This is a genomic window from Kitasatospora sp. NPDC051853 (genome assembly GCF_044452665.1).
GTDB lineage: Bacteria > Actinomycetota > Actinomycetes > Streptomycetales > Streptomycetaceae > Kitasatospora.
Genome location: NZ_JBITBY010000003.1, coordinates 546,920 through 564,629, shown reverse-complemented (window position 1 = coordinate 564,629; position 17,710 = coordinate 546,920). Strand labels below are relative to the sequence as shown.

Below are 17,710 nucleotides of genomic sequence, written 5' to 3'. Positions count from 1 at the left end.
TCGTCACCACGTAGGAAGGGATGTGCTCATGGGAACCGCCGACGCGATGATCGCGGCCGCCACCGCCGACCTGGGCTACCAGGAGGGCGCGGGCAACGACAGCAAGCACGGGGCCTGGTACGGCCTCAACCACAACCCCTGGTGCGACATGGCAGTGTCGTACTGGGCCGACCGGAGCGGCAACGCCGAGGCCGTCGGCCGCTTCGCCTACTGCCCGGACCACGTGGAGTTCTTCCGGGACCGGGGCCAGTGGGTGGACGCCGACTCCGCCGCCCGGCGCGGTGACGTCGTCTTCTACGACTGGGACGAGGACGGCGTGGCCGACCATGTCGGCCTGGTCGTCGAGGACAGCGCGCCGGGCCACCGGCTGACCACCGTCGAGGGCAACACCAGCCCCGGGGACGGCGGTTCGCAGAGCAACGGGGACGGCTGCTACCGCCGTAGCCGCCCCCGGGGCAGCGTGCTCGGCTTCGGCCGGCCGCCGTACGGCTCCTCCTCCACCTCCGCCGCCCGGGCCGCCGACGGCTACCCGGGGCAGCTGATCCGCAACGGCTCCACGGGCGGCCCGGTGGTCACCGTCCAGCAGGCGCTGATCCACCACGGATACGGCGAGCTGCTCGAACCCTGGGGCGCCGACGGGGACTTCGGGGACGCCACCGAGCAAGGGGTCTGCTCCTTCCAGGAGGACCGCTCGATCGAGGTGGACGGCGTGGTCGGCCCGGTCACCTGGGGCCACCTGATGGCGTGACACCCGGTGGTGCTCCGTCCGGCCCTGACGGCCGCGGTGGTTCGTACCGCGGCCCGTGGACCCGGTGCGGTGGCCCCGCCGATGCGAGGACCCCGGCGCGTTCGTGGCCGAGGTCCTCGCATCGGCGGGGTCAGCCGACGTCTGCGGGGTCAGCCGACGTCTGCGGGATCAGCCGGCACGGCGGGGTCAGCCGGCGCGGCGGGTGAGAGCGGGGCGGCCGAGGGCGGCGGAGACCAGGCCGAGGACCAGGCCGGCCCCGGCGCCGACCACGCCGTTGCCGGTGCCGGGGCCTCCGTCGGCGACGGCCAGGGTCACCGCGCCGGTGACCACGCCGACCAGGCCGGCCACCAGGGCGGCCTGGGCGCCCCGCCTGCCGTCGCCGCCGGACCGGCGGGTGTGGGCCAGGGCCAGGATGCCGACGAGCACGCCGGCCAGTGCCACCAGCGCGCCCGCGGTGCCCACGAGCCGCCCGGCGGTCAGGCCGTAGGCGTCGGCGAGCTGCTGGACCGGGGCCTGCGCGGCCACGGAGGCGGCGGACAGTTGACGGACGGACATGGGGGTTCTCCTTCTCCTCGTGCGACCGGTACAACCGGCATGGCTGCCAAGGCCGTTGCGACCGGTACGGCTCGTGCTGACGGACGCTGCCGATCCTGTCCGCCCCACCGGCCTCCGGTCGTCCCGCGGGAGGAGGAACTCCGCGGTGCCGCCGCGGGCGCAGCCGGCTACCGCGGGCGCGGTAGGAACCCCGCGCCTACCGCGGGCGCGGTAGGCGCGAACTCGTCCACGGGCCGGATCCGCCCGCGGCTGACGCCTCGTTAGGGTGCGCGCATGAGCAGACGACGGTTCGGCGTCACGGCGGGGGTCGAGGACTGGGCGGTCGCCCTGGGCGTGGCGGCCCTGATGCTGGGCAGCGGGTGGTCCGGGCGGCACGCCGGTACGGGGGCGGAGCTGCTCGGCCAGGTGCTGCTGGCGGCCGGCGGGCTGGCGTTGGCCGCGCGCCGCAGGGCTCCGGTGGCCGTCCTGGCAGCCACGGGGCTGTGCGCGGTGGGCTACCAGGCGGCCGGGTTCGACGTGCTCACCGTCGCGTACCTGGTCGCGGTGTACGGCGTGGTGCGGGCCGGGCGTCGCACCCTCGCGGCGGTGGCGTCCGTCGTCCTGCTGGTGGTCCTGCAGCTCACGGCGCTGGCCGTCCACGACGGGCCGGTGGGCGAGACCTCGGTCCGGGCCCGCTCCACCCTGGAGATCGCCTGGCTGATCGCGGCCGCGGCCGCGGGGGAGGCGGTGCGGCAGGCCGAGCGGCGGGCGGACGAGGCCGAACGCACCCGCGAGGAGACCGCACGGCGCCGCGCGGACGAGGAACGGCTGCACATCGCCCGGGAGTTGCACGACTCGCTCACCCACCAGATCTCGGTCATCAAGCTGCAGTCGGAGGTCGCCGTCCACGTGGCCCGCCGGCGCGGCGAGGAGGTGCCGGAAGCGCTGCTGGCGATCCAGGAGGCCGGGCGCGAGGCGAGCCGGGAGCTGCGCGCGACCCTGGAGGCGCTGCGCGACGACGGCACGGCACCGCCGCGCGGGCTCGGCCACGTCGCGGAACTGGTGGAGCGGGCCGGCCGGACCGGCCTGGAGACCACGCTGACCATCGAGGGTCAGCAGCACGACGTACCGGCCACCGTGGGCCGGACCGCCTACCGGATCGTCCAGGAGTCGCTGACCAACGTCGTCCGGCACGCCGCCGCCACCAGGGCCTCGGTCCGGATCGACCACCGGCCCGGCGTCCTCGCGCTCCGCATCGACGACGACGGCAGGGCCGCCCCCGGCAGCACCCCGGCGCCCGGGGTCGGGCTGCTCGGCATGCAGGAGCGCGTCGCCGCGCTCGGCGGCCGGCTGCGCGCCGAGCCGCGCGTCGAGGGCGGGTTCACCGTCCAGGCCGAACTCCCCGTGGACGGTGCCGCGTGATCCGGGTCCTGCTGGTCGACGACCAGCCGCTCATCCGCAGCGGCTTCCGGGCCCTCCTCGACCTGGAGGACGACATCGAGGTGGTGGCCGAGGCCGCCGACGGGGAGGAGGCACTGGAGCTCGCCAGGAGGCACCTGCCCGACATCGCGCTCGTCGACGTCCAGATGCCCGGGGTGGACGGCATCGAGGCGACCCGTCGGATCGCCGCCGACCCGGCGCTCGCCGGGGTGCACGTCGTCATCCTGACCAACTACGGCCTGGACGAGTACGTCTTCGAGGCGCTGCGGGCCGGCGCCGCGGGGTTCCTCGTCAAGGACGTCGTCCCGGACGACTTCCTGCACGCGGTGCGGGTGGCCGCGCGCGGCGACGCGCTGCTCGCGCCCTCGATCACCCGCCGGCTGATCGACCGGTACGTCGCCCAGCCGCTCGGCCCCGGTGCCGCCAGGGGGCTGGACGAGCTGACCGGCCGCGAACGCGAGGCCGTCGCACTGGTCGCACGGGGCCTGTCCAACGACCAGATCGCCGACCGCATGGTGATCAGTCCGATGACCGCGAAGACCCACGTCAACCGGGCCATGACCAAGCTCCACGCCCGCGACCGGGCCCAACTCGTGGTGCTGGCCTACGAATCCGGGCTGGTCGTCCCCGGCGGCGGCCCCTGACATCCGGCGGGCGGGCAGGCGGGCGGGCAGGTGGACGCGCGGGCGGACGCGCGGGCTCATAGGTAAACCATCGACATATGGCGAAGTTGAACCTATGCTCGCCGCCATGACGGATCGTCAACTCCAGGAGCCCACGAGACTGGTGCTCACCGCGCTGGCCGATGCCCCGAGGCACGGCTACGCGATCATCCAGGAAGTGCTGGCCATCTCCGACGGGCGGACCAGGCTCAGCACCGGGACGCTGTACACCGCGCTCGACCGGCTGCTCCAGCAGGGCCTGATCGAGGTGGAGCGCGAGGAGGTGGTCGGCGGACGGATGCGCCGGACCTTCGCGCTCACCGGGCAGGGGCAGGACGTGCTGGTCGAGGAGGCCGGGCGGCTGCGGCGGTCCGTGGCCGAGACCGAGCGGCGCCTCGCGGTGCGGCTGCGGCCGAACGGAGCGGGCGCATGAGCGAGTTCGCGGCCCCGCGGGCCGGGCGCCTGCTGATGGGGCTCTACCCCGCCGCCTACCGGGCGGCCCACGGCGCGGACATCGAGGCCGTGTTCGCCGAAACCGCCGAGGGGCTGACCCGGCGCCAGGTGCTCCGCGAGCGGCGGGACCTGGCCAAACACGCGCTCCGGCTGCGGCTGCGGATCGGCCCCACCGACCCGGCCGGGCGGGTGCTGGCGGGTGCGGCACCCGTGGTGGTGGCGGTCGCCGCCGGCTACGCCCTCCACCTGCTGCTGCCCACCCTTCCCGAACTGGTCGAGCGGTTCCGGAACCCGCACCCGGTCTACGGCCTCCGCCCGGCCCTGGTCCAGGGGATCGCGTCGGCGGTGCCCACCCTGCCGTGGCTGCTCGCCCTGGTGTTCTCGGTACTGGGCCGGTGGCGGGCGGCGCGGATCTTCGGCGTGCTCGGGGCACTGGCCGGTGCCTCCACTCCCCTGCTGGTCGGATCGCACCAGATGTTCATGCTCGGCGAGGCGGTGGGGGCGGCGCTCGGCGGTCTGGTGCTCGCCCTCGCCCCGAGCACGCTGGTGGACGGGAGCCCGCGCGGCAGGTGGGAGGTGGCCGGGCTGGCCCTGGGGGTCGCGTTCCCGTTGATGGCGGCGGACCGTTTCGGGGTGCTGTCGCCCGGCGGCGCCGTGTACGTGCAGTACCTCGAACTGCTGCCGGCCTGGCTCTGCACGGCGACCGCGGTGGTGCTGCTGCTCCGGCTCTCCGCCCGCCCGCCGGACCTGCACCGTTCGGCGGGGGTGGCCCTCGGGATCGTTCCCCAGTTGCTGTTCATCCCGTTCCTGTTCCTGGACGGGGCCATGAACCCGCGCCTCGCGCTCCGGCTCGCGGCCGTCTCCCTCGCCCCGTTCGCCGTTGCCCTCGTGCTCGCCCTGGCGATCCACCTGGCCCGGCGGGCACGGCGGACGGCCGGCCCGGTCTGATCCACCGCCGCGGGGCCCGGACCACTTCCCGTGGTCCGGGCCCCGCGGCGTCTCAGAGGTCGAGCGGTGCCCGCCCGTACGCCCCCTGCTCGCGCAGCGGGCGGACGGCGAGGCGGAGCAGGGGCAGCGGGTTGTCGTCGCCCGCCGTCCGGTTGGCGCTCAACTCGCCGCAGGAGAGGCACTGGTGGATGATCATCCACTCCCCGTCAGGGCGGACGGAGAGACCGAGGGCCTCCATCCGGCCCCGGCACTCCGAGGCGCGGTCGCCGGGGACCCGGCGGTCGACGTGGAGGCTGGCCAGGCAGTTGGGGCAGTGGTTGCGGTGGGCGGTGCCGGGGGCGTCCAGGGACACGTCCAGGCGGCAGGAGACGCACCGGAAGTCGTGCGCCCGGTGCCCGCTGCCGAGACCGTGCAGGACGTCCTTGTGGCGCTGCGGGCGGTTGCCGCGGCGGTCGGCGTTGCTGCGTCGTGGCATGACCGTCCCCCTCAGAGCGCGCCGAACGCTTCGAGCGGGAACGGGGGTTGGGCCAGTGGGCGGACCGCCGTCCGCATCAGGATCAGCTGGTTGTCGTCCGGGTGGACCGGGCTGGACGTCAGCTCGTCGCAGCGCACGCAGCGGTGGATGACCATCCACTCGCCGGTCCGCAGCACGGCGATGGCGATCGGCGTCATCCGGCCGTGGCAGCCGCTCGGACCGCCCTCGACCTGGTCGAGGACGTGCCGGGACTGCAGGCAGGACGGGCAGTGGTTCCGCCGCGCGCCGTCGGGCGCGAAGGTGGTGACGGTGAGGCCGCACCAGGCACAGGCGAAGGTGGCGGTCTTCATGGTGCCGGAGACGGTGCAGTGGGACTGGGAGTTGGACACCCGGGGTGCTCCTTGCTGGGAGGACTTCTTGGACAGCAAGAGCAGGCCGAGCGGCCTCGACAGGGAAACCCCGTCCGACGGACGTCATCCCTCAAGAGGGATGCGGAGAACGGGAGTTACGCGTTACCGCGAGGCGCACTCGGCGCAGTCCGGGTCATACACTTCCCTGCCTTCCGGCCGCGGTGGCCACTGGACGTCTCCGACGGAGCGGCCACGCTAACAACCACCCCCGCCGCGCCACCACCGATTTATCCCGCCGACGGAGGCCCGGCCCCGCACCGGACGTGATGTCCGGATCTGACGGGGAATCGTCATTGCCGCCATCCGGGACCGGATCCAGGATGGAGGCATGTCCACTCCGTCCACTCCGCACCGCGTCGTGATCGCGGTCTTCCCCGACGTCGACCTGCTCGACGTGACCGGCCCGGCCGAGGTGTTCGCGCTGGCCAACCAGGAGACCGCGGGCCGGGCCGGGTACCGGGTCGAGCTGGCCGGGCCCGAGCCGGGCCAGGTGCGGACCTCCGCGGGGGTGAGGCTGGCCACCGACCTGACGTTCGACGAGGTCGAGGGCCGGGTGGACACGCTGCTGGTGCCGGGGGCGGTCGAGATGACCGCCGCCGGGCCGGTGGCGGCGAACGATCCCCGGGTGGTGGCCTGGGTGCGGGAGACCGCGCCCCGGGCCGGGCGGGTGGCCTCGGTCTGCGTCGGCGCGCACGTGCTGGCCGAGGCCGGGCTGCTGGACGGGCTGACGGCGACCACGCACTGGTCGACCGCCGCCCAACTGGCCGCTGACCACCCGGCGGTGACGGTCGATCCGGACCCGATCTTCGTCCGGACCGACCGGGGCCGGATCTGGACCGGCGCCGGGATCAGCGCCTGCCTGGACCTCACGCTGGCCCTGGTGGCCGAGGACCAGGGCGAGGGCACCGCCCTCGCGGTGGCCCGGCAGCTGGTGATGTACCTCAAGCGGCAGGGCGGCCAGAGCCAGTTCTCGGTGCCGCTCTCCCGTCCCGCCGCGGCCCGCCGGGACATCGACGAGCTGCGGCTCTGGATCGCTGACCACCTGGACGGGGACCTGTCCGCCGCGGCGCTGGCGGGCCGGATGTGCCTGAGCGAGCGTCACTTCGCCCGGGTCTTCAAGCAGGAGACCGGTACCAGCCCGGCCGACTACGTGCAGGCCGCCCGGGTGGAGGCGGCCCGCCGCCTGCTGGAGGGCACCGACGAGCCACTGGAGCGGCTCGCCGCGGCGGCCGGCTTCGGCTCCCAGGAGAGCCTGCACCGCGCCTTCCGCCGCCAGCTGGCCACCACCCCGGCGGCCTACCGCCGCCGCTTCCGCACCGACTAGACCCACCGGCCCGGACCGAACCGGGCCTAACCAGGCCTAACCGAACCCACGCCGAACCGGACCCGCGCCACGGCCCGCGCCGGGCGCGTCCCGACCATGCCCGTTTTCTCACGGAAAGTCAGGTATCACCCATGACCGCCACGACCACCGCCTCCGCCACCCTCCGCGACGTCAGCGGCCTGGACAGCACCCCGCCCCGCCTGAGCGAGTCCGTCCTGGTCCTGATCGACTACCAGAACACCTACCGCTCCGGCGTGATGGCGCTCGACGGCGCCGAGGAGGCCGTCGCGGCCGGCGCCCGCCTGCTGGCCCGGGCCCGGGAGCTGGGCACGCCCGTGGTCCACGTCGTCAACGACGGCGGCGAGGGCACCCCGTACGACATCCGCGCCGAGATCGGTGCGATCAGCCCGGAGGTCGCCCCGGCGGCGGGCGAGGCGGTGGTGGTCAAGCAGGTGCCGAACGCCTTCCACGGCACCGAGCTGGAGCAGGTGCTGCGCGGGCTCGGGGTCGTCCCGGAGGACGGCAAGGACCTGGTGCTGGCCGGGTTCATGACCCACATGTGCGTCAGCTTCACCGCCCAGGGCGCGTTCAACCTCGGCTACCGCCCCACGGTGGTCGCCGAGGCCAGCGCGACCCGGGCGCTGCCCGGCCCGGACGGCGAGGTGGTGCCGGCCGCCGCGCTGCACACCGCCGCCCTGACCACCGTCGCCGACCTGTTCGGCACCGTGGTGCCGACCGTCGACGCGCTCCCCGCCTGAGGCGGCGGCGTGCCGGTCTACCGTGCGGCCGTGGCAGCCGCGCGGTAGACCGGGTCCTCGGCCAGGTCGGCCAGCAGGGCGTCCAACTTGGCCCGGTCCACCGAGGGCATCAGGAAGACGTGCACGTAGTCCCGCCGGGAGGACGGGTCACCGGGGACGGTCAGCAGGCTCTCGGAGGAGAGCGACCACTTGGCCACCGCCTCCGGCCCCGGCTGGCGGAACCGGACCGTCACCGCGCCGGGCGTGCGCGCCGTCCACAGCTCGGTGCCCAGCTCCCGCTCCAGCTCGCCGAGCCGCTGCTCCAGGTACGCGGCCAGCTCCTGGGAGCGCCGGATCCGGTCGACCTGGTCCTGGTAGGAGTGCCGGGAGAGGTGGTCCCAGAGCACCAGCGGGGAGAAGCCGTTGCGCGAGCCGGCGAAGGTGGAGTCCGGCGCGCCGATGTACTCGGGCCGGGTCGGCGGCTCCAGCTGGTACTTGGTGCGGGTCATGAAGACCCCGCAGGGCCACGGCACCCCGGCCCACTTGTGGCCGCTCATCGCGATCGAGGAGACGAGGTCCAGCTCACCGTGGGCGGCGGTGGGCAGCCGCAGCCCGAAGTCGAACTCCGGCAGCTCCTGCTCGGGCCGCCAGCCGTAGGTCTCGGGGTCGGCCGCCGCCATCCGCACGAAGGGGGCGTACCCGCCGCCGAGCGCGCCGTCCACGTGGATCCAGAAGCCCCGGCGGACGGTGCCGTCCGGCAGTTGACGCTCGATCAGACCGTGCCGCTCCAGGACCGGCAGCAGGAGCTCGCCGGCGGCGCGGACGTCGTCGTGCGCGCCCTTGAAGGTGCTGCCCAGGTTGAAGTTGACGAAGACCGGGTGGCCCTTGGCGGCGAAGAACTCGACCAGCACGGCGAGCGCCTGCGGGTCCATCGCGCCCGGCCCGTCCCAGGAGTGTCCGGAGGGGCCGGCCAGCGAGGGCACCTCGGTCGGCCAGTCGCCGCCGAGCGGGCACTCGTCCGGGTAGAGCTCGGCTCCGACCGCGTGGAAGGTGGAGACGCCGAGCACCCGGACGGCCTTGGCGAAGGAGTAGTGGGTGTCCTCGGAGTAGAACGCGACCGGCTGCGGCGCACCGGGGACGGTGAGGTAGTCCCGGGCGTTCCAGAGGGCGTACATGTTCCCCTCGGTGGAGCCCATCGAGAGCATGTAGCCCCAGTACGAGTCCGGGTCCTCCCGGTCGTACGGGCGGCCCGCGCGCCAGAGCCCGGCGTAGTAGTCGAGCACCGCGCGCTCGACCACCTTGGTGTTGGGCTTGTAGCCGCCGCTCTGGAACGGGTCGCCGAGGTTGTTGATGTTGCTCAGCATGAACCGGGCCAGGTCGAGCGCGCTGCCCGCCAGCGACTGCGTCGCCTGGTAGCCGACCAGGTGCTGCCGCTTGCGGGTCAGGTAGTCGTCCATCGCGTCCAGCGCCCGCAGGCGGTCCGCGTCGGGCAGCCCGGCGGCCGGGATCTCGAAGTCGCGGAGCTCCGGCTCGGGGTCCGGACCGGTCGCGGGGTGCCGGGTGACGGCGGGGCTGCTCATGCGGCCAGGATGGAGTTTTCCGATGATCCGATGGAAGCGATCCGAACATTATTCGGAATCCGGTCGCGGGAGCTTGCGGATCGGCGGCCGGGGCGGGGAGCCTGGGGGGCGTGCCGAATTATCGTCAGCCCGCCCGGGGCCCCGTGGACGAGCTCGACCAGGCGATCCTGCGGGTCCTGGTGGAGAACGCCCGGACCCCGAACAACGCCCTCGCCGAGGCCGTCGGGATCGCCCCCTCGACCTGCCTGGCCCGGGTCCGCTCGCTCCGCGAGCGCGGCATCATCAAGGGGTTCCGGACCGAGGTCGACCCCGCCGCGATCGGACTGCCGCTCCAGGCGATGATCTCCGTCCGGCTGCGGGCGCACACCCGCGAGCAGAACGAGAGCTTCCGCAACACCGCCCCCGACCTGCCCGGCGTGCTGGCCGTCTTCCACATGGCCGGCTCCGACGACTACCTGCTGCACGTCGGCGTCGCGGGCCCCGAGGGCCTGCGCGACTTCGTGGTGGACCACCTCACCACCCACCCGGCGGTGGCCCAGACCCGCACCAACCTGATCTTCGAACAGATACCGGGCCGCCACTACCTCACCCCGGAGGGCTGACCGTCCGTCAGCCCTCCGGAGCCGAAGCCTCGGTCAGGCGACCCAGAACGAGTAGTAGTACGAGGCCAGTTCGAGCCCGTTCGCCAGCACGGGGGTGACGTCCAGCCCCTGCAGGTCGCTGTACTCCGGCGCCCAGTCGAGCCGGGCGGTGCCGTCCGCGGCTGCCGGGACGGTCACCGGCGGGCGGCCGTCGAAGGTGCAGCGGTAGCTCGTCACACCGGGCACCTTCGGGCTGAGGACGAAGGTGCCGGTCACCCCGACGCCGCCGCCGAAGTCGTTCTCGGGGTAGACCTGCGAGGTCACCGTGGGGGTGGTGTCCGTGTACGGGCTGGTCCACTGGTTCTGATTGCTCACCCAGCCGTTGGCGCTGGTGCTGGAGACCGAGAGGCGGGTGACGTACTGCCCGTTCAGCGGGAGGTGCACCACGGCGCTGCCGGTGGCCGAGGGCTTCACGGTCTCCTTGCGGGTGCCGCGGCCGTCGTAGATCTCCACCGAGTACTCCGTCACCCGCGCCTCGGGCGGCAGGTCCGGGTTGGCCGTGATCTTGAACGGAACCGTCTCGCCCCACTGCGGCTCGGCCACCAGCTGCCGGATCTGCGGAGCGGTCGAGTTGGCGTAGAAGGTGTACTCGGCGGTGGTGGCCGAGCGGCTCCAGGTGCGGTCGATGCTGGCCACGGTGAGGCGCATCATCCCCGAGCCCCCGGGCGGGAGCAGGCGCACGGTGGTCGGGAGGCCGGGGCCGGCCGCGCGGATCAGGTAGCTCGTGGAGGTCTCGTAGGAGTCGATCGGGGTCGGGATCCCCCGCTCGCCGATCGAGACTCCGCCCACCACGGGGAGCGAGCCGACCCAGCTGAACACGTACCCGCCCACGTCCTCGACCCCGGCGGGGTCGAGCGTGACCTCGATCGGGCGGCCGCCCGGGGACCAGGTGTCCGCCGGGTAGTTCGAGGAGCTGATCACCGGCGGCCTGGCCGGCCGGGTGTTGTCCACCACGAAGTGGCAGGGCGCCGTCCAGGCGGAGGACTCCCCGCCCGCCACGGTACGTGCCCGCCAGGCGTAGGCCTGCCCCTCCGTCAGCGCCTCGCGCTGCACCGTGACGCCACCCTCGCGACCGTTCGGCACCGTGCCGCTGACCAGCGTGGTGGTCCGGGCCGGGTCGGCGACCGGCCAGAACTCGAACTCCTCGCCGATGTATCGCAGTTCGGCCGTGTCGGGGTGGCTCGGGATGCCCATCAGCAGGACGCCGTTGGTGGCGTTGACCCAGGTGGCCGCAGCCGGGTCGGCGGCGCAGGCCCGGTAGCCGGAGTACAGGTCGGTGGGCACGGCGGGCGCACCGCCGGCCGCTCCGGCGGGACCGGCTGTGGTCAGCCCGAGGACGAGCGCGCCCAGTGCGGCGAGCGTGGAGCGGACCCGCGGGCCCGGGGTGGATCGCATGTGTTCCCCCATCGATCGGTGCCGTTCGGCGGCGCACCGGTGTACCCCCGCATACGAACGGCGAGCGGCAGGCTAGCGGAGATCACCGACGGCGTCGCGCGGTTTCGCACCGTCATATGTCCAGTTATGGTCGGTTTCTGGCGGACTGTGACCGAGAGGGAGAGCGATGGCGCTGCACGAGGTGCGGGAGCACGGGGCGTACGACGGGGCCACGGACGTGTTCGCCTCGGCGTTGAGCGAGCACGTGCTGCCCAAGCACCACATGCCGGCCGAGCACTCCCGGCCCGAGGTGGTCTACGCCCTGCTCCACAACGAGCTGCTGCTGGACGGGAACGCAGCGCAGAACCTGGCCACCTTCTGCACCACCTGGACCGACGACGAGGTGCGGCGGCTGATGGCCGAGTGCCTCGACAAGAACATGATCGACAAGGACGAGTACCCGCAGACCGCCGAGATCGAGTCGCGCTGCGTCAACATCCTGGGCGATCTCTGGCACGCCCCGGCCGGCTCCGACGGCACCGCCGTCGGCTGCTCCACCACCGGCTCCAGCGAGGCGGCCATGCTGGGCGGGCTGGCGCTGAAGTGGCGCTGGCGGGAGCGCCGCCGCCGGGAGGGGAAGCCGGCCGACCGGCCGAACCTGGTGGCCGGGCCGGTGCAGGTCTGCTGGGAGAAGTTCGCCCGGTACTTCGACGTGGAGCTGCGCCAGGTGCCGCTGGAGCCCGGGGCCACCGGCCTGCGCCCGCACCAGCTGCGCGAGTACGTCGACGAGAACACCATCGGCGTGGTGGCGATCATGGGCGTCACGTACACCTGCGACTACGAGCCGGTGGCCGAGATCGCCGCCGAGCTGGACCGGATCCAGGCCGAGACCGGCCTGGACGTGCCGGTGCACGTGGACGCGGCCAGCGGCGGCTTCGTGGCGCCGTTCCTGCACCCGGAGCTGGTCTGGGACTTCCGGCTGCCCCGGGTCGCCTCGATCAACGCCTCCGGGCACAAGTACGGCCTGGCCCCGCTCGGCGTCGGCTGGGCCGTCTGGCGCACGGCCGAACTCCTCCCGGAGGAGCTGGTCTTCCGGGTCTCCTACCTGGGCGGCGACATGCCGACCTTCGCGCTCAACTTCTCCCGCCCGGGCGGCGGGGTGGTCGCGCAGTACTACACCTTCCTGCGGCTGGGCCGGGGCGGCTACCGCCGGGTGCAGCGGGCCTGCGCCGAGACCGCCCGCCACCTGGCCGGGGAGATCGCCGCCATGGGGCCGTTCACCCTGCTGTACGACGGCACGGGGGCGCTGCCGGCCGTCTCGTACACGCTCACCGACCCCGGGGGCGCCGGCTTCACCCTCTACGACCTCTCCGACCAGCTGCGGATGCGGGGCTGGCAGGTTCCCTCCTACCCGCTCCCGGCGGATCGTCAGGAGACGGTGATCCAGCGGGTGCTGGTCCGCCACGGCATCGGGCGGGACGAGGTCGAACTGCTCGCCCGGGACATCCGCGCCGCCCTGGCCCGGCTGACCAAGGGTGCCCCGGACTCAGCCGACCGGAGCGGCTTCCGCCACTGACCGCGGCCGGCCGGCCCCGACCGGCCGGCTACCGCTTCAGGACCGGCCAACGGCGCCCGACCGCCTCGGCGAACCGCCTCCGGCGGCCCCACGGAGCGGTCGGCACCCCCGCCTCGGCGATCAGCGAGCGCAGGTGGGCCTCCGTCAGGGCCCGGTCGAAGGTCACGTACCCGGGCCGCTCCGGGTCCGGCCGACAGCTCTCCCGCAGGGCGGCCGGCACCTGCCGCGAGCCGGTCACGGCGGCGTGGCCGGCCCGGTAGCGCAGGCGGGTGCCGTCGGGCTCCCGCACCGTCAGATCGCTGCCGGCCGGGTCCTGGTACCAGCGCCCGTCGATCCGGGCGAGGAAGAGCAGCACGTGGTCGCCGGGCTCCGGCGCGTGCTGCGCCCAGGCGGCCGACCTCCCGACGAACTCGAACTCCTCCCCCGGCCGCAGCCGGAACTCCCGCGTGGAGTAGGCCTCCTGGACCACCGCCCGGAGGTGCTGCGGCCGCGGCCGCCCGATCACCCGGACCCGTACCAGGTCGTGCCACCGCACCTGCTCGCCCAGGAACGCCGTCTCCGTCACCCGCTCACCGTAGGCCCTGGTCGCGGTGCGGGCGGAAGACGGTGACCAGGACCCGCAGGGCGAGCACCGAGGCGACCACCAGCAGGCAGTAGCCCAGGAACTGGTGGACCGTGATCCGGCCGTCCAGGGTGGGCCCGTCCTCCAGCCCGACCAGCAGGGCGGCCATCACCCCCGAGGTGGCGGCGAGCACGGTGAGCAGGACCTGGTGGAGCAGGCCGGTGACGGTACGCCGGTCCCGTTCGTCGGCCAGCAGCCGGACGTTGACGCCGAAGCGGCCGCCCTCCATCGCCCCGGCTATCCGGTCCAGCCGGCGCGGCAGCCTGCGCAACATCGGGAGCATGGAGAGCAGTTCGTCCCCGGCGGTCTGCTTCAGCGAGGCCGGGCGGAGCGCCTCGGTGAGGTGCCGCTCGCCGAAGGACCGCGTCTCGGCGACCAGGTCGAAGCCCGGTGCGAGCTGGGCGAGTCCGCCCTCCAGGGTGCCCAGGGCGCGGAAGACCGCGGCGAACTCCGGTGGCACGGTGAGCCGGTGGCGGGCCACCAGCCGGAACAGCGCGGCGAACAGCTGGACGTCCGGGGCGGCCCCGGGGCCCAGGTGCCGGGCCATGAAGGCACCGAGGTCACGCTCCAGCGCGGACTCGTCCAGCCCCTCCGGCCGGGTGGTCACCTCCAGCAGCGCGTCGGTCATCCCGACCGGGTCGGCCTGGTTCAGTGCGACGGTCAACCGGCCTAGCGCGGCGCGCAGTTCACGGTCGAGACGGCCGACCGAGCCGAAGTCCAGCAGGCCGAGCGAGCCGTCGGCGAGCAGCAGCACGTTGCCCGGGTGCGGGTCCGCGTGGAAGACCCCGTCCAGGGTGATCTGCCGCAGCACCGCCTCCAGCAGCTCGCGCGCCAGCACCCGGCGGTCCAGGCCCGCCTCCTCGATCAGCGGACCGGCCTTGGCCAACGGGATGCCCACCAGCCGCTCCATCACCAGCACCCGCTCGGAGCACAGGTCCTGGTACGGACGCGGAACGCGCACCGAACCGGCCTGCGCGCCGCCCCGGGCGTCCGCGGCGGCGGCCACCGCGGTCATGTTCCGCGCCTCGACCCGGAAGTCCAGCTCCTCGCGCAGTGCCGTGGCGAAGCCCTCGGCCAGCCCGGCCACCCCGATCGACCGGCCCCAGCCGCCGCGGCGGTGGACGGTCCGGGCCAGCCTCCCGACGATCTCCAGATCGCGTTCCACGGTGGCGGCCATCCCCGGGCGCTGGACCTTGACCACCACCGCCTCGCCGGTGCGCAGCCGGGCGGTGTGCGCCTGGGCCACCGAGGCGGAGGCCAGCGGCTCGCGGTCGAACTCGGCGAACACCTCCTCGACGGGCGCGCCCAGTTCGGCCCGCAGCACCGGCTCCAGCTCCGCCCAGGGGACGGGCGCGGCGCCGTCCTGGAGCCGGGAGAGCTCCTCGACGAAGGCGGGCGGCAGCAGGTCGCGGCGGGTGGAGAGCACCTGGCCGAGCTTCACGAAGGTGACGCCGCCCTGCTCCAGCGCGACGCTCAACGCCCGGGCCAGCCGGGCCTGGTCGGCCTCCCCCTCGACCCGGCCCCGGCCCCGGCCCCGGAGCTCGGGGCCGAGGCCGTTGCGGACCAGGATGCGGGTGAACTGCCAGTACCGGCGGGTCCGTTGGACCCGGGCCCGGAGCCCGCGGAGCCACCCGAGCAGCGTGGTGCCGCCGGCCGGTGCGAACGCCTCCCAGAGCACCAGGACGATCATCGCGATCAGCAGCGCGACGGCCCAGCCGAGGCCGACGTAGAGCACCGCCAGGCCGGGTCTGCGCTCCGGGTCGACCGGGCCCAGCAGCCCGTCGATCACCGGGCTGGCCGCGAACTGGCCGACCGTTCCGGCGGTCACCGCCCGGAGCAGCGAGAAGCGGGTGTCGAGCAGCCGGCGGGCCCCGGAGGCCAGCAGCGCCGTGTTGACCGCGACGCCCACGACGACGGCGGCCAGGAAGGTGAAGGTCATGGAGGCCACTCCACCACCGACGATCTGAGAGATCATCAGATTTTGCGAAGCGGGCGGCCCCGGCCCTCGGGCCCCGACCTTCAGCCCTCGGCGCCGGCCGCGCCCAGGGCCGCCGTCACCCTGGCCAGCTGGGCATGCAGGGAGGCGAGTTCGGAGACCGGCAGGCCGGTGGCGGCCAGGATGCGGCGCGGCACCTCGACGGCCTCGGCGCGCAGCTCCGCCCCCGCCCCGGTGAGGCTGACGACGACGGAGCGCTCGTCCTCCGGGCTGCGCTCGCGGCGGATCAGGCCGGCCGCCTCCAGGCGCTTGAGCAGCGGGGAGAGGGTGCCCGAGTCGAGTCGCAGGTGCTCGCCGATCCGCTTCACCGGGAGCGCGCCCTGCTCCCAGAGCACCAGCATCACCAGGTACTGGGGGTAGGTGATCCCGAGGTCCTTGAGGATCACCCGGTAGACGCCGTTGAAGGCGCGCGAGGCGGCGTGCAGCGAGAAGCAGATCTGGCTGTCGAGCCGGAGGAAGTCCTCGTCCGGCAGCTCGGTGGGCGGCTTGGTCATGGGTCCAGCGTAGCGCCACCCCGCACGATTCAGTTGTGCACAATTTAATTGTGTGCTCTACTTGAGCCCGTCAGGAGGACCGCCGGACCCCACCGGCAGGACAGACCGAAGGGAACGTCGACATGAGCGCGCTCTACACCGCCGTGGCCACCGCGAACGGCCGGGAGGGCCGGGCCGTCAGCTCCGACGGGCAGCTGGACCTCGCCCTGGCCATGCCGCCGGCCCTCGGCGGCACCGGTGAGGGCACCAACCCGGAGCAGCTGTTCGCCGCCGGCTACGCCGCCTGCTTCGCCAGCGCCCTCGGCCTGGTCGGCCGCCAGGCCCGGGTCGACACCGGCGACGTCTCGGTGACCGCCGAGGTCGGCATCGGCAAGGACGACTCCGGCTTCGGCCTCTCCGTCGTCCTGCGCGTCGAGCTGCCCGAGGCCCTCGACAACGAGACCGGCCACCTCCTGGTGAAGCAGGCCCACGAGGTCTGCCCCTACTCCAAGGCCACCCGCGGCAACATCCCGGTCGAGCTCGTCGTCGAGTGACCGACCGCCACGCCGGAAGGCCCGGACCGCCCCCGCGGTCCGGGCCTTCCCCCGTTGCCGCCCCATGCCCCGGCGTTGCCGCCTCACGCCCCGGCCCGCAGCTCCTCCACCGCCCGGGAGAGACTGGCCGCGGCGTGGCCGGCGTCCAGCTGACGGAGGAACAGCTCCTGCAGCGGGGCGAGCAGCCCGGCCGGCACCCCCTGCCGCTCGGTGGCGGCGAGGATGTTGCCGAGGCCGGTCGCGTTGATCGCGAGGTTGGAGGTCTCGGTGGTGTAGTCCCGGGAGTCCATCTCCGCGGCGAAGTGCGGCAGCGCGGGCAGCAGCGCCGTCAGCCAGCGCACCAGCTGCGCCGTCACCTCGACGGCCGACAGGCCCGCCGTCCATCCCAGCGCCACCGCCTGGAAGTGCCCGGCGAACATCCCGTACATCCCGCTGAGCAGGGCGATGTCCTGGAGCAGCGCCAGCCCCGGGTCCTCGCCCAGGTGCCGCGGCTCGCCCAGCAGGGCGAGCAGGTCGCGGTGCTCCTCGTACGCCTGCGCGGAGCCGCTGTAGAAGAGGAAGGCCTCCGGGGTGCCGACGGTCTGCGGCACCGCCATCACCGCGCCGTCCAGGTAGCGGACGCCGTTCCGCTCCGCCCAGGCGGCCAGGGTGCGGGCCTGCTCGGGGGTGCCGCTGGTCAGGTTGACCACGGTGCGGCCGGACAGCGCCCCGGCGAGCGGTTCGAGCACGTCGTGCACCGTCGGGTAGTCCAGCAGGGCGACCACCACCAGGTCGGCGGTGGCCACGGCGCCCGCCGCGGACGCGGCCGGGACCGCGCCCCGGCCGGCGAGCCCGGCGGCCTTCTCCGGGGAGCGGTTCCAGACGGTGGTGGGGTGACCCGCCGTCAGCAGGGTGGCGGCCAGGGCCTGGCCGAGGTTGCCGAGCCCGAGCACGGTGACGTTGGTCATGGGAGGTCCTCCGTTTCCGGCGAACGGCCCGTCCGTTCGCTGCCCTCACCGTCCCGTCCCCCACTGCCGGTTCACTGTCGGTCCCGACGGAAGTGGCTGCGCCGGGGTCGGTGGTCACCCCGGGGCGCGGGGAACTGCGCGAGTTCGGAAGGCGGCCCGGTGTGGGATCGGGGCACGTCAGCCAGTTGCACGTGTTGCCGTTCCCCCTCGCGCAGT

19 protein-coding genes are annotated in these 17,710 nt (G+C 74.1%); 10 read left to right on the top strand and 9 right to left on the bottom strand.

Going from position 1 to position 17,710, the window contains the following annotated elements:
- Positions 1–28: 28 nt before the first annotated feature.
- On the top strand, positions 29–748 hold the full coding sequence (locus ACIA8O_RS11595) for a peptidoglycan-binding protein (RefSeq protein ID WP_396293463.1): 720 nt from the start codon (positions 29–31) through the stop codon (positions 746–748).
- Positions 749–934: 186 nt separating this feature from the next.
- On the opposite strand, the gene ACIA8O_RS11590 is transcribed toward ACIA8O_RS11595, so the two are convergent.
- Complete coding sequence (locus ACIA8O_RS11590; protein WP_396293462.1) at positions 935–1,303, bottom strand: DUF6223 family protein; 369 nt, start codon at positions 1,301–1,303, stop codon at positions 935–937.
- A gap of 273 nt (positions 1,304–1,576) precedes the next feature.
- Between ACIA8O_RS11590 and ACIA8O_RS11585 the strand changes: the two genes are divergently transcribed.
- From ACIA8O_RS11585 to ACIA8O_RS11570, 4 genes are all read left to right on the top strand, one after another.
- Complete coding sequence (locus tag ACIA8O_RS11585; protein ID WP_396293461.1) at positions 1,577–2,704, top strand: sensor histidine kinase; 1,128 nt, start codon at positions 1,577–1,579, stop codon at positions 2,702–2,704.
- A complete protein-coding gene (locus tag ACIA8O_RS11580; protein ID WP_396293460.1) occupies positions 2,701–3,366 on the top strand; it encodes a response regulator in 666 nt (221 codons plus the stop codon). Before ACIA8O_RS11585 ends, ACIA8O_RS11580 begins: the two co-directional genes overlap by 4 nt.
- A 106-nt stretch (positions 3,367–3,472) precedes the next feature.
- Complete coding sequence (locus tag ACIA8O_RS11575) at positions 3,473–3,817, top strand: PadR family transcriptional regulator (protein ID WP_396293459.1); 345 nt, start codon at positions 3,473–3,475, stop codon at positions 3,815–3,817.
- Complete coding sequence (locus ACIA8O_RS11570) at positions 3,814–4,785, top strand: hypothetical protein (RefSeq protein WP_396293458.1); 972 nt, start codon at positions 3,814–3,816, stop codon at positions 4,783–4,785. Before ACIA8O_RS11575 ends, ACIA8O_RS11570 begins: the two co-directional genes overlap by 4 nt.
- Before the next feature lie 52 nt (positions 4,786–4,837).
- Here ACIA8O_RS11570 and ACIA8O_RS11565 read toward each other — a convergent pair whose 3' ends face one another.
- Together ACIA8O_RS11565 and ACIA8O_RS11560 are read right to left on the bottom strand one after the other, a co-directional pair.
- Positions 4,838–5,260, bottom strand: a complete 423-nt coding sequence (locus ACIA8O_RS11565) for an RNHCP domain-containing protein (protein WP_396293456.1) — start codon at positions 5,258–5,260, stop codon at positions 4,838–4,840.
- An 11-nt stretch (positions 5,261–5,271) separates the two neighbouring features.
- On the bottom strand, positions 5,272–5,610 hold the full coding sequence (locus tag ACIA8O_RS11560; protein WP_396293605.1) for an RNHCP domain-containing protein: 339 nt from the start codon (positions 5,608–5,610) through the stop codon (positions 5,272–5,274).
- Between the two features lie 388 nt (positions 5,611–5,998).
- Here ACIA8O_RS11560 and ACIA8O_RS11555 point away from each other — a divergent pair, with 388 nt between their 5' ends.
- Both ACIA8O_RS11555 and ACIA8O_RS11550 read left to right on the top strand, forming a co-directional pair.
- Positions 5,999–6,994 carry a GlxA family transcriptional regulator gene (locus tag ACIA8O_RS11555; RefSeq protein ID WP_396293455.1) on the top strand — a complete coding sequence of 332 codons (996 nt, stop codon included), beginning with the start codon at positions 5,999–6,001 and terminating at the stop codon, positions 6,992–6,994.
- A gap of 131 nt (positions 6,995–7,125) precedes the next feature.
- Positions 7,126–7,752, top strand: coding sequence for an isochorismatase family protein (locus tag ACIA8O_RS11550; protein ID WP_396293454.1), 627 nt, complete (start codon positions 7,126–7,128; stop codon positions 7,750–7,752).
- A gap of 17 nt (positions 7,753–7,769) precedes the next feature.
- Here the strand turns inward: ACIA8O_RS11550 and ACIA8O_RS11545 are convergent, their stop codons facing one another.
- Positions 7,770–9,311: a histidine decarboxylase gene (locus ACIA8O_RS11545; protein WP_396293453.1), complete on the bottom strand. Its 1,542-nt coding sequence runs from the start codon at positions 9,309–9,311 to the stop codon at positions 7,770–7,772.
- A 110-nt stretch (positions 9,312–9,421) separates the two neighbouring features.
- Between ACIA8O_RS11545 and ACIA8O_RS11540 the strand changes: the two genes are divergently transcribed.
- Positions 9,422–9,913, top strand: coding sequence for an Lrp/AsnC family transcriptional regulator (locus ACIA8O_RS11540; protein ID WP_396293452.1), 492 nt, complete (start codon positions 9,422–9,424; stop codon positions 9,911–9,913).
- Between the two features lie 33 nt (positions 9,914–9,946).
- Here the strand turns inward: ACIA8O_RS11540 and ACIA8O_RS11535 are convergent, their stop codons facing one another.
- On the bottom strand, positions 9,947–11,347 hold the full coding sequence (locus tag ACIA8O_RS11535; RefSeq protein ID WP_396293451.1) for a hypothetical protein: 1,401 nt from the start codon (positions 11,345–11,347) through the stop codon (positions 9,947–9,949).
- A gap of 166 nt (positions 11,348–11,513) precedes the next feature.
- On the opposite strand from ACIA8O_RS11535, the gene ACIA8O_RS11530 reads away from it, so the two are divergent.
- Entirely contained in the window at positions 11,514–12,902 is a 1,389-nt protein-coding gene (locus ACIA8O_RS11530; RefSeq protein ID WP_396293450.1) for a glutamate decarboxylase, read from the top strand.
- A gap of 28 nt (positions 12,903–12,930) precedes the next feature.
- Here ACIA8O_RS11530 and ACIA8O_RS11525 read toward each other — a convergent pair whose 3' ends face one another.
- From ACIA8O_RS11525 to ACIA8O_RS11515, 3 genes are all read right to left on the bottom strand, one after another.
- A complete protein-coding gene (locus tag ACIA8O_RS11525) occupies positions 12,931–13,467 on the bottom strand; it encodes a hypothetical protein (protein WP_396293449.1) in 537 nt (178 codons plus the stop codon).
- A 4-nt stretch (positions 13,468–13,471) separates the two neighbouring features.
- The gene (locus ACIA8O_RS11520) at positions 13,472–15,463 is read right to left on the bottom strand and encodes an ABC1 kinase family protein (RefSeq protein ID WP_396293448.1); all 1,992 of its coding nucleotides are present in this window, start codon (positions 15,461–15,463) and stop codon (positions 13,472–13,474) included.
- An 80-nt stretch (positions 15,464–15,543) separates the two neighbouring features.
- Complete coding sequence (locus ACIA8O_RS11515) at positions 15,544–16,014, bottom strand: MarR family winged helix-turn-helix transcriptional regulator (RefSeq protein WP_396293447.1); 471 nt, start codon at positions 16,012–16,014, stop codon at positions 15,544–15,546.
- A 122-nt stretch (positions 16,015–16,136) separates the two neighbouring features.
- On the opposite strand from ACIA8O_RS11515, the gene ACIA8O_RS11510 reads away from it, so the two are divergent.
- Complete coding sequence (locus ACIA8O_RS11510) at positions 16,137–16,547, top strand: organic hydroperoxide resistance protein (RefSeq protein ID WP_396293446.1); 411 nt, start codon at positions 16,137–16,139, stop codon at positions 16,545–16,547.
- Positions 16,548–16,630: 83 nt separating this feature from the next.
- On the opposite strand, the gene ACIA8O_RS11505 is transcribed toward ACIA8O_RS11510, so the two are convergent.
- Entirely contained in the window at positions 16,631–17,494 is an 864-nt protein-coding gene (locus tag ACIA8O_RS11505) for an NAD(P)-dependent oxidoreductase (RefSeq protein ID WP_396293445.1), read from the bottom strand.
- Positions 17,495–17,710 lie beyond the last annotated feature (216 nt).